7 protein-coding genes are annotated in these 12216 nt (G+C 29.5%); all 7 read right to left on the reverse strand.

Annotated elements, in window-relative coordinates; translation table 11 throughout:
• Positions 1-3: 3 nt before the first annotated feature.
• Complete coding sequence (locus tag J3359_RS13495; protein ID WP_208077371.1) at positions 4-1953, reverse strand: hypothetical protein; 1950 nt, start codon at positions 1951-1953, stop codon at positions 4-6.
• Positions 1954-4896: 2943 nt separating this feature from the next.
• Positions 4897-5616, reverse strand: a complete 720-nt coding sequence (locus J3359_RS13500) for a hypothetical protein (protein ID WP_208077372.1) — start codon at positions 5614-5616, stop codon at positions 4897-4899.
• Positions 5617-5788: 172 nt separating this feature from the next.
• Positions 5789-6274: a hypothetical protein gene (locus tag J3359_RS13505; RefSeq protein ID WP_208077373.1), complete on the reverse strand. Its 486-nt coding sequence runs from the start codon at positions 6272-6274 to the stop codon at positions 5789-5791.
• A 1-nt stretch (position 6275) separates the two neighbouring features.
• On the reverse strand, positions 6276-7412 hold the full coding sequence (locus J3359_RS13510; RefSeq protein ID WP_208077374.1) for a hypothetical protein: 1137 nt from the start codon (positions 7410-7412) through the stop codon (positions 6276-6278).
• A gap of 2 nt (positions 7413-7414) precedes the next feature.
• Positions 7415-8491, reverse strand: a complete 1077-nt coding sequence (locus J3359_RS13515) for a hypothetical protein (RefSeq protein ID WP_208077375.1) — start codon at positions 8489-8491, stop codon at positions 7415-7417.
• Between the two features lie 3 nt (positions 8492-8494).
• Entirely contained in the window at positions 8495-9826 is a 1332-nt protein-coding gene (locus J3359_RS13520) for a hypothetical protein (protein ID WP_208077376.1), read from the reverse strand.
• A 657-nt stretch (positions 9827-10483) separates the two neighbouring features.
• Positions 10484-11035: a hypothetical protein gene (locus J3359_RS13525; RefSeq protein WP_208077352.1), complete on the reverse strand. Its 552-nt coding sequence runs from the start codon at positions 11033-11035 to the stop codon at positions 10484-10486.
• Positions 11036-12216: the final 1181 nt, after the last annotated feature.

The raw sequence follows: 12216 nt of genomic DNA on the forward strand, positions 1-12216 counted from the left end.
TGTTTAAGGTATAAATTCAAAAGTACTTGGATTAAAAGTGTATCCTGCTAAATTTAGCCTATTTACTTCCATTCCAAAAGGTGTGAGTTGATTTGTTATATTACCAAAAGAATCTAATCGAAATAAATTTCTATTATCTAATGGATTAGATACAACCCTTATAATATCTCCTCTCTGTATAGCATCATTTAACCAATCCATATTTAATTGAATCGACCAAGTACCAGTTGGAGCATCTAAAATGTTAATTCCTCCAGAGTTTTCTCCATATTTATAAAGGCTACTATCTTTTATTGTTTTAACTCCTGGAGGGTTAATTAAATCATCAAACCTACCAATAACGGTAGTTGTTTTATTAGGATTAGTGATAATTTTACCTCCAAAACCAGAGTAATTAAAAGTCATTACGTTGTTAGCAATACGAGCAATTTCGTTACCACTTTTCTTTAAAATTACAGTAGTTCCTTCTAAAGATACTTTCAATCCAGCTTTTAAACCTTTACCTACGACAGTTACAAATTTATATGTAAGTTTAAAAGAAGTAAAAACTTTCTTTCCTATCTTAACAGCTTTGGTAAGTCCTCCAAGAATGGTGCCACCAAAAACATCGGCAATTACCCCAGCAATACCAAAAGCAACACCTACAGCATCTCCCTTATCAAGCCCCTTTATAACATCTACAATACTACTACCAGGAATAAACCCCAATGCTAATTCTGGTAAAAATTGAACGAATAAATCACCAATTACAGCCCATTGTTCAGCATTTTTGGGCCAATAATTTCCAATGATAGAACTAACACTTGGCAACAAGCCAATAAATAAAGAATTCTTAGCAATGGTTTTTTGGTCGGCAAGCGAAAATTGGTCAATATTAGTGAAATTATTTTTTGCGATGATGTCGAAAATTTCAGTTGCTTTGTTTTTTACTGCTAGATTTTCCTCAAATGATAAATTTAAATTATTGGTATTAGAAAGTCCGCTTACAATTTGTTGAGAAATAGCTATAACGCTATTAGACCATTGGTTCGCTTCTCCAAAATTAAAGAGAGCGTTTACCTGTAATAAATTAGCAGAGTCATTAACCCAATCTATTTGTGTTTGGTCTGTAATTTCTAATTGGTTTGCTAATTGTTTCCAAGGCATTTTATCACATCCGTGAATAGGGTCTTCACAAGGATAAACAGGGGAAGTAGTACTTCCTCCACCTTTTGAGCCTCCTCCACCTCCAGTAGAAGAACCTCCAGAACCAAAAGAAGTTCCTCCTCCACCTGAGTCTGAACAAACATATGAAGCTGAATATACAAAAGAATCTTTTCCATAGTTGTTGCATCCTGGTATATTAACACCATTATAACCATGAACAGTACAATTTCTTCTGGTATAAGTTTCTATCCAGCCACATTCTCGTTGCATTTTGCTTAAAAAAGATGGGTCATAATCAATTTTTTGTACACTTAATTTTCCTGAAAATGGTAAGTTTTTACTATGTAAATATTCTAAAGAAGGTTCATATTTTATAATAAAAGCTTTTATTTTATTATTTTTCTTTTCAACTACTAAATTTTCAAAAACACTGTTTTGATAAATATTTTTATCTCTTTTAATTAAAAAAGTGTAAGACGTATAATTTTCTTTTTTTATTTTTTTAACAAACTTTTTTATAACCTCGAAAGATTTTTTTCTAGAAGAAGATTTACTAAATATTCCTTTAGGGTTATTAAATGATTCTTTAAAGTATTTTTCAGTTTTAGAAACTTTAGCAATCTCATTAAATTCCTCTTGTTCTAATACTGATTTAAAAGGAATTGTTTCAAAAGGAGTTTTTGAGTTTGTAGGTGTTTTAAAATTATTAATTTCTTCTTCTTCACAATTCCAAAGTAATACAGAAATTCCAAAAAGTAGAACTCCAATTTTTAAAAGGTTAGTAATTTTGTTTTTTCTGTTTTTCATAATTGTTTAAAATTAATTTTCAATTTTGCTTTAAACAAGCTACAATTTTTTTATTTTTCAATTCAGACAGTAAATTGGCGAAATATAAACCACAACGTTTTTGTATAAGAATAGTTGCGATTTTGTGCACGAGGAATTTCAGCATGAAATTCAGAAGTGTGCAAAATTGCAACTACCTTTGGTTTAGCCAAAATAGCAATTATTTTTATACTTTGTTGGCAACCGTTTTTCCTTTGTCGCTTTGCTTTTTCACGTCAGCTTTAATTCAGCCATTTTTATTCTTTAAACGACCAATTTAGTCAATTCTGCTTAATTCTTTTTACGGTTTTCCACATTCCGATTCTGCTTTTTCCTTTTCAGATTCATTTTCGTAGATAAACACAAACTTTTCGGATTATTACTTAAAAATCAAAAAAAATTCGATTCTTTTTCCGCTGATTTTTTCCGTCCGAGTAAAATTCGGCGCAATAGTTTTCGGTTCAGTTTTTTATTCCGCAATAATTTTCACGTTTCTTATGCGTTTCGCTTGTCAGAAATCGGCTTAAAACTCAAAAATTTTCGGTTCAGCTTTTAGTCGGCAAAAAATCCGTTTTCATTCGGTTTTGTATTCAGTTCAGTTTGTCAATTCCGCAATTCAATTCCGCCCACAATATTTTTTTCGGTTCTATTTGGCTGGATTTTTCAAATGTTTACGGATTTTTCTTAAATGGTTGCCAACGTGTTTGTATAAGATTAGTTGCGGTTTTGCGCGCGAGGAATTTCAGCATGAAATTCAGAAGTGTGCAAAATTGCAACTACCTTTGGTTAAGCTAAAATTAGCAATTATTTTTATGCGTTGTTGCAAAATCGTTGTTTTTTCAGTTTATAATTCCGTCTTATTTTCCTTTTTCTCTCTTTAAAATTTCAACTTTTGAGTAATTTTCTCACTATTTTTTATTCAGAGTTTGAGTAAATTCCACAGTTTAGATTTTTTGTCTTTCCTCAATTCGAAAACTTCCTATATTCAGATTTTGAGTAAGAAATCCGCCAAACTTATTTTCAGAATTCGAGTAAGTTCAAACATTTTAAATTCCAAATTTTCTGATTATTTCTAAAATTTTCGAGCGAGAGAGTGTTCCACAATTTTCATTTTTTCTAAATTTTAAAAAATAAAATCTCAAAATTATTTATTCAGTTTGAGTGATTTTCACAAACTTGCTCGACAATGTTTTGCAACGTGTTTGTATAAGAATAGTTGCGATTTTGTACACGAGGAATTTCAGAATGAAATTCAGAAGTGTGCAAAATTGCAACTAACTTTGGTTAAGCTAAAATTAGCAATTATTTTTATACTTTGTTGCCAAATGTAGTTTTTTTCATTGTTAATTTGAGTTTTTGTCAATTCCTCATTTTTTATTTTTCAAGTTTGAGTAAGAATCCCGCTAATTTTCTAAATTCAGTTTCCGAAATTTTGGGATTGAGTGATAATTCCACCATTTAGTTTTCAATTCCGAAACTTCGAAAGAGTAGTTTTTCACATTTTATAAACTCAACATTTTGCTAAAATTCCGATTATCGAGAGAGTGTTTCACAATTTTTAAATTCCTTTTTTAGCTTTAAAAACTCAATTTTCAATTCAGGTTTTGAGTGAGTGAGCTATATTTGGCAACGGTCTTGTATAAGAATAGTTGCGGTTTTGTGCGCGAGGAATTTCAGCATGAAATTCAGAAGTGTGCAAAATTGCAACTACCTTTGGTTAAGCTAAAAGTAGCAATTATTTTTATACTTTGTTAGCTTTAGTGCTTTTTTGTCCGTTTATTTTTTAGTCAATATTAAATTTCGGTCGGCTTTTTAATTCCGCATTTTATTTTTTTATTCAGCTCGACTTTCATTCAGTAAACTTGCTCAAATTCCGCAATATTTTTAATTCAGATTTCGAGTGAGCGATTCCTCAACTTGCTAAATTCCGATTGAGTGAAATTCCACTTTTCAATTCGGTTTTCGATTCCGCAAACGAGCTAAAAAGTCAGACGCAATTCAATTCAGGGTTTGAGTGATTATTCAGCTCAATATTCCGCATTTTATTTTTAAATTCTGCTTTAAATGACTTTTGATTTAAACCTGAAATTTTCGGTTTTGCAATGTCCCGAGCATTAAAGCTAACGTGTTTGTATAAGAATAGTTGCGGTTTTGTGCGCGAGGAATTTCAGCATGAAATTCAGAAGTGTGCAAAATTGCAACGACCTTTGGTTAAGCTAAAATAGCAATTATTTTTATGCGTTGTTAGCAAATGTTATTTTTTCATTCTCCTTTGTTCATTAATAAATCCTAAAATTCAGCTTTTGAGTAAGAATTCCGCAATTTATATTTTTTATTTTCTGCTCAATTTCTCAAACTTGCTCAATTTTACGATTCCTTGAAAATTCCGCAATTTTGGTTTTTCGAGTTTGAGAAAATTCTCACGTTTTATAATTCCACATTTGAGTAAATTCCCACGCAAAATCTTACGAGCGAGCGAGTGCTCAGCATTTTGAAATTCCTTTTTTGCGATAAAACCGATTAGTTTTAATTCACTATTTTTCAGCGTTTGAGTGAGAACAATATTTGCTAACGGTTTTGTGTATGATTAGTTGCGTAGGTTAAGCAATGAATTTAATAAATAAAAACTAACTTTTATCTTTGCGAGTACTTTCGTAAATAAGCTAATAATAGCAATTAATTATACACGGTGTTGGCAACTGGGCTTTATTTTTGTTTTCCTACATTATATTATTATTTCTACTTATTCAAATATTATTTTATTGTGCAACATTTATAAATTATGTCGTTAAAATTATAATTTTTCCTGTTATAAATATAGTTTAGGTTATTAAAAGTATGCTTTAGGGCTCTCAAATATTAAATTGTTTCTTTAAATTTATAAAATGACTTATTAAAATTATAAATTAGGTTGTTAGTTTTATATTAATTGGTGGTAAATTTTATTTTTGATACTTTTGAATATTCTGGTGAGGTAGCACCAAATAAACTTTTTATATATTTTTTTACATTTTGAGCAATTGTATATAATCCTGTTCCATCTGCATACAAAACATTATCTCTTTCTATCAATTTTTCATTAAGTTCTGCTTCTGTTTGGTCAACTCCTTTTGTGCTGTTTATGAGTGAAGTAAGATATGTATTAAGATTTACTAATTTTAGTTCTTCTATGTTTGGGTTGTAGCTTGGAATAGTAGAAAGCAATTGTAGTAATTTAGAAAAATTATCTGCTAATTGTGTATATGATTGGCGAGAGGTAGAAACTGTATTTTGTTCTTCTTCTGTTTCTTCATTAATTACTTTTTTTTTCTTTGCGCTACCTTGAATTAAGTGATTTAAAGATTTTGCTTGGTCTAAAACCCCTTTTGTAAGCCCAAGAATATCTAATTGATTGATAATTCTTGTAGTAATAGGTTTAAGATTTGAGTAAGCTTGTTGTCTTGTGTGAATAGCATTTTTGTTAGCATTACGTTTTTCTTCTACTGCTGTTACAGATGCTAAAGCATTAGTGTAAAGTGTATTTAAACTTGCTATTGTTAGGTTTTCTACAGATGGATTGTAGCCGGTATAAACAGAAACTTGTTCTATAAGTTTTTGTAAATTGGCTACATTTTTTGCATTTCCTGTTTCATATTGCTTACTCATAATATTGATATTTAAAAGTTTATAGCAATAAAGATACAATATTATAATAAAATGGACATTTTATTAAGTTTCTTTTGATTTAAAATAAGCATCATTGTTTAGTAACTTAAATTTAGGATAAAAAATAGAAATTACAAATTATAAGTGTATTTATAGTATATAGTAAAAGTTACTATAATAATAAAGAAATTCTTTCTCCTTTTTCTGATAGCTCAATTATATTATTTTTTGATTTTAATAAACTTAAATTAAATAAGCATTTTATAATTTCAATATCTAAATCATTAATATTTTTAGTTCCTTGTTTTAAATAATTAAACTCATTTTTAATATTTGGTTTTATTTTTTCAATGATGTATGTAGAATAGTCTTTTTTATTAACAATATTTAATAGGTTAATTAAAAATATTAATCTAATATCTGTGCTATCTCTTCCTAATGATAGCTTTTTATTATTAAACGTTTTTTCTATTAAATTATGACTTTTTGTATCTAATTCTCTGCTTTTTAAAATACTTTCGATTCTTTCTGAAATTTTTAGTATTGCTTTGTTTTTAGATATCTTATTATTTAAAAATATATTAATTAAAAACTCATATTCATTTGAATTTTTATCAAAAGAAATACATTTATCTATGTTACATATATATATTCTCATATTATTTTTTAAAGATTAATTGAACAGCTTCTGCTGTATTATCGGAATTAAAAACACTATTTGCACCCCATTCAACAGTATTAAAACCATTTTTTTTAGCCCATTTTCCTGTTGGTGTTGAGAATATCGCATTTTGAATGGATGAACCTGATTTGATTGCTTTATTAAAAGCACCTAAGTTATCGCCACCTAACCACAAGCCCTGTATACCTTTAATGTCTTTGCCAAAAGTTTTTACAGCATCATCAAACATTTCAGTACCAATTCCTTGACCTCTCATACCTTTAGGAACGTTAAAATCAAGTTCTAAAATCCCTTTCTTGGATAATGATGCAGTACCTGTGCCTATATCATCAGCTCCTTTTATCCCGTATTCTATCAAATTATCGGCTTTATTATATGCTTTTCCAAGCTTACCTAATTTTCCGAGTTTTGCAAATGGTATAAAACTTGCAGCCGCCCAACCACTTGCTTCTGCTCTATTATATGAATTTCCATAAAAATCTTCACCTGTTGCAACACCATAAATATCTTCAACAGGTGTTACATATCTTAATGTTTGTTTAGTTGCATCTATTGCATCATCTCCACTTGCCATTAAATAAGAAGTTGTTAAAGAATTTCCTTGACGCATATAGTTTGCTGTGTTTTTAAATCTTCTAAACATTAAGCCTATACCAGCACCAGTTGGAAGAAAACCACAACAATTTACATCTATTGGCGCACGACCATCAGGGTCAATAAACCGAATTGGATTATTCATTGTAAAATTATAAGGCGACCAACTTGGAAATTCCTCACTTAAAGGGTCAGGACTAAACCAACGACTTACAATTTCAGGTCTTAAAGTGGCTTCTGAATATTTTGTTTCTTCTTGCGAATAACCATTTATGGTTTTTCTTTTTACGTGAAACGTAAAAGAACCAATTTTAACAATGCTATCTAAATCGTGAAATTCTAAATATTTTCCTTTGCTTAATGTTGCAATTTTTGGTTTATACCCAAATTCTTTGAAAGGATTTCCTGCTTGAATGTTACGCTCTCTTTTTTCTTTTTCTTCTTTTGTTAATTTTTTTTCTTGAGCAAAAGAAAGACTAATAGAAAAAATAAGTACAATAAATAAAAGTAACTTTTTCATAATTAGTTGGTTTTGGTGTTAAAGGTATTGATTTTTTTGTTTGCATATTTTTGCTTTTCCTTTTTTAAAGAAACAAGCCAATCTAAATACATTTCCTCTGGCATTTGACGATAGCCTAATTTGTGTATTATTGCTAACTCTTTTTCTATTTCTTTAAAAATAGCGTGTGTTTTTGGATATTTACGAACGCTTCTAAAATCTGTATTGTAGCTTGATAATATGTTTTCAATTTTTTTTCCTTTAGCTTCTGTTTTTAAAATCATAGCATTTACATAGTTTGGAAAATATTCAAGTGCCTTGTTTGCACATTTTATAACAAAATCTAAATCGTAGATTTCTGCTTTTTGATAACCTTGTGCTAAATCTACCAAACAAAGTGCAATACTTTCTTTTTCTGTTAAGGCTTTCATATACACACCATTTCTAATAGCATCTAAATGGACATAACCCGAAGCCATTATCCACGCATCTATTGGAAAAATTCCGCTTGTTAGTTCTGTATTGTACCAACCATTTTTTACACTTCTATGTTTTATGTAAATATGGTTTGGTGCTAATGCAAGATTTGCAGTAACACCAATCTCTTGCGCAACTATTTTGTATAAATATGGAATAGAATGACAATTGCCTATATGTGAACTTAATAATTTTGAAACAAACATTTTAGACCAATCTTGATGCCCAAAAACATCTTCAAAATCGTAATTAAAAGGTAGATGAATAAATTCTTTACCTTTTTGATTTACCATAAATAGACTATCTTTTATAACTGCAAAAAGACTTGCATACTTTTTTACGATTAAACTATCTTTTTCTTGATATTCTAATTTGCTGTTTTCTCTAATTTTTATACTTAATTTTTTTAAAAAATTAATTTGATCGTTTAAAGAAATAGTATCTAGCAGTCCATCTAAATAAGCATTTTCAACTGTAAAAACAGCTTTTTTAAAATTTAGAGGTCTTTTTTCTTCTAACATTTCTGAAAGTGTTGTAAACGCCTCATCATATAAATATTGATTGTTTTGTGCTTTCAGCACAAAACAATTAACTATTAAAAAGAGTAGTAGTAATTTACGCATTGATTAGTATTTAAATGTTTTTTTAAGTTTGATGTTAAATTGTTTTTTCATATCCTCACTATCTTGTTTTTGTTTAGTTTCTTTTAACGAAGCTAACCAATTTTGATAGGCTTCTGCCGACATAAATTCAAAACCTAAATTATCTACTTTAGTATATTGAGCGTTTACATTGTTCAATAGTTTTACAATTTTAGGATAAAAACGAATGTTCTGTAATTCTTGTCGGTTTCTTGGATTGATGCCAACTTGTTTGGCAACATACTCAAATTGAATGGTTAAATAATTTGAGTTTATCATATTTGCTGTGATGCTATTGGGATATAATTCTAATGCTTTATCTATAACTTTTTTTACAAATGGGTCGTAACCAAATTTACGAGTGTAACCTTGTGCAAAATCAGAATACAGTTGCGATAGCAACTGTTTTTCTGTCATTTGTTGCATATAGATCCCGCTTTGTAAAGCTTCGGATTTTATAAAACCCGATTGTAAAATCATAGATTCTGTTGTGAACATTCCATTTGTTAATTCTACGTTATACCAATTTTCTTCCTCGTCTTTAAATTTGATATAAGAATGATTAGGCGACAATGATAAAAATGCTTCTGCACCAATTTCTTCTGCAAGAATTAAATATAATCTTGGTAATGAATTACATTGTCCTTTTCCTGTGGCTAATAATTTTGATACAAACATTTTAGACCAATCTTTAATACCTAAATAATCTTCAAAGTCATATTTAAAAGGTAAATGTTTTAAATTCTTGGATTTGATTTGCAACGTGTCTGAAAAGAATTGAAAGAGTATAAAGTTTTTAGCTAAGTTTCGGTTTTGGTCATAACCCAATTCCTCCATTTTTTCACGCAAGAAGTTTCCTGTTTGTTTAACTACTTTTTCAAATTCAGCATAACTTTGTTTTTCTTCGAAGTAAGCATTTTCAATTATAAACGTTGCTTTTTTAATAGAAAAGCTGTCTGCTTTCATTTTCGCTAATTGGTCAAAAGCTTTTCGGTAATGCTTTGTACTTTCAATATTGCTATAACTTGGCAAAGAGTAGTTAATTCGGTCAGCGTTTAATTCCGCATAGATTTGTTTCAGTTCGTTTTTTTGTTGTGCAACTCTTTTTCGGTCTTGTTCGTAGACACTCATTCCATTTGGTTGATTGTTCAGAAAGTTTGTGTTTGGAATATTTACTTTAGGAAGCCCTAAATTAGAATTGATAACTTTAAATGTGGAAGTTTTCGGTTTTGTTGGAAGTTTAACTTGACTAAATGACAATAAAGAAATCAGCACGCAAAGTAAAGTCAGAAGTTGTTTTTTAAATTCAATTCTCATTTTTTTCTCTTTTCTTTTTTTTAAAGAGTTGGTTTTGCCGTTTGAGTGAGCCGCCTTGTTGCCAACGTGTTTGTATAAGAATAGTTGCGATTTTGTGCGCGAGGAATTTCAGCATGAAATTCAGAAGTGTGCAAAATTGCAACTACCTTTGGTTAAGCTAAAATAGCAATTATTTTTATGCGTTGTTAGCAAATGTTTTTTTTCATTCTCCTTAGTTCATTAATTAAATCCTAAAACTCAGCTTTTGAGTAAGAATTCCGCAATTTATATTTTTCATTTTCTGCTCAATTCCTCAAACTTGCTAAATTTCACGATTGATTGGAAATTCCGCAATTTTGTTTTTCGAGTTTAAGAAAATTCTCACGTTTTATAATTCCACATTTGAGTATATTCCCACGCAAAATCTTACGAGCGAGAGAGTGCTCAGCATTTTGAAATTCCTTTTTTGTGATAAAACCGATTAGTTTTAATTCACTATTTTTCAGCGTTTGAGTGAGAACAATATTTGCTAACGTTGATGTATAAGAATAGTTGCGGGTTTGTATGCGAGGAATTTCCGAAGGAAATTCAGACGTTACAAACACGCAACGACCTTTGATTAAGCACTAAACCGCAATTATTTTTATACGGTGTTACCCAACGTTTTTATTTTATTTTCTAAATTCCGCTCAACATAATTCCGAGAATTATAATAATCAGCGAAGTCATTAGAAACGGTTTTTTACTTTTATAAATATCCGAAATTAAATTCCAACAATACAAATAAATAAAAATTGGAATCATAAATCCCAAATACGCAAAATCTTTTTCAATTGTCAAATCGACTCCAGCAAGAAACCAAAACATTCGCAATAGAAAAAGTAATGTTCCAAATAAAATCCAAATCGGATTAATTTGAGCCATTCTCAACCTTATAGTTTTTCTTCTATCAGTCGCAAAAGGTTTGCTCATCCATAAATAAGTCGTAAAACAAAAAGAAAATCCAATTGAAGCGAATCCGATTAAAGTCAGATAATAAGTTGAAAATTCGTAATTCACTAAATTTATCCAATTCAAATCCGTAATAACTTCTCCAATATTACAAAGCTTTAAAGTAATTCGAAATAGAGAATTTAAAATTAAGCTAAATCCAATTCCGATTGCAATTCCGCTATAAAATCGGAACTTTCCAATTTCGTTTATTGTGAAGTCAGATTTTAGTTTTTTCAATTCAGCGTAATGTTTGGTCAAATGTTGGGTAACGTGTTTGTATAAGAATAGTTGCGATTTTGTACACGAGGAATTTCAGAATGAAATTCAGAAGTGTGCAAAATTGCAACTAACTTTGGTTAAGCTAAAATTAGCAATTATTTTTATACTTTGTTGCCAAATGTAGTTTTTTTCATTGTTAATTTGAGTTTTTGTCAATTCCTCATTTTTTATTTTTCAAGTTTGAGTAAGAATCCCGCTAATTTTCTAAATTCAGTTTCCGAAATTTTGGGATTGAGTGATAATTCCACCATTTAGTTTTCAATTCCGAAACTTCGAAAGAGTAGTTTTTCACATTTTATAAACTCAACATTTTGCTAAAATTCCGATTATCGAGAGAGTGTTTCACAATTTTTAAATTCCTTTTTTAGCTTTAAAAACTCAATTTTCAATTCAGGTTTTGAGTGAGTGAGCTATATTTGGCAACGTGTTTGTATAAGAATAGTTGCGGTTTTGTGCGCGAGGAATTTCAGCATGAAATTCAGAAGTGTGCAAAATTGCAACGACCTTTGGTTAAGCTAAAATAGCAATTATTTTTATGCGTTGTTAGCAAATGTTGTTTTTTTCATTCTCCTTAGTTCATTAATTAAATCCTAAAACTCAGCTTTTGAGTAAGAATTCCGCAATTTATATTTTTCATTTTCTGCTCAATTTCTCAAACTTTCTAAATTTCACGATTGATTGGAAATTCCGCAATTTTGGTTTTTAGAGTTTAAGAAAATTCTCACGTTTTATAATTCCACATTTGAGTATATTCCCACGCAAAATCTTACGAGCGAGAGAGTGCTCAGCATTTTGAAATTCCTTTTTTGTGATAAAACCGATTGGTTTTAATTCACTATTTTTCAGCGTTTGAGTGAGAACAATATTTGCTAACGTTTTTGTATAAGAATAGTTGCGGTTTTGTACACGAGGAATTTCAGAATGAAATTCAGAAGTGTGCAAAATTGCAACTACCTTTGGTTAAGCTAAAATTAGCAATTATTTTTATACTTTGTTGCCAAATGTAGTTTTTTTCATTGTTAATTTGAGTTTTTGTCAATTCCTCATTTTTTATTTTTCAAGTTTGAGTAAGAATCCCGCTAATTTTCTAAATTCAGTTTCCGAAATTTTGGGATTGAGTGATAATTCCACCATTTAGT

Source organism: Polaribacter cellanae (assembly GCF_017569185.1).
Taxonomy (GTDB): domain Bacteria; phylum Bacteroidota; class Bacteroidia; order Flavobacteriales; family Flavobacteriaceae; genus Polaribacter; species Polaribacter cellanae.

Coding starts and splice junctions, on each gene's coding strand:
- J3359_RS13495 (WP_208077371.1), bottom strand. CDS start 1,953: ATGAAAAACAGAAAAAACAAAATTACTAACCTTTTAAAAATTGGAGTT.
- J3359_RS13500 (WP_208077372.1), bottom strand. CDS start 5,616: ATGAGTAAGCAATATGAAACAGGAAATGCAAAAAATGTAGCCAATTTA.
- J3359_RS13505 (WP_208077373.1), bottom strand. CDS start 6,274: ATGAGAATATATATATGTAACATAGATAAATGTATTTCTTTTGATAAA.
- J3359_RS13510 (WP_208077374.1), bottom strand. CDS start 7,412: ATGAAAAAGTTACTTTTATTTATTGTACTTATTTTTTCTATTAGTCTT.
- J3359_RS13515 (WP_208077375.1), bottom strand. CDS start 8,491: ATGCGTAAATTACTACTACTCTTTTTAATAGTTAATTGTTTTGTGCTG.
- J3359_RS13520 (WP_208077376.1), bottom strand. CDS start 9,826: ATGAGAATTGAATTTAAAAAACAACTTCTGACTTTACTTTGCGTGCTG.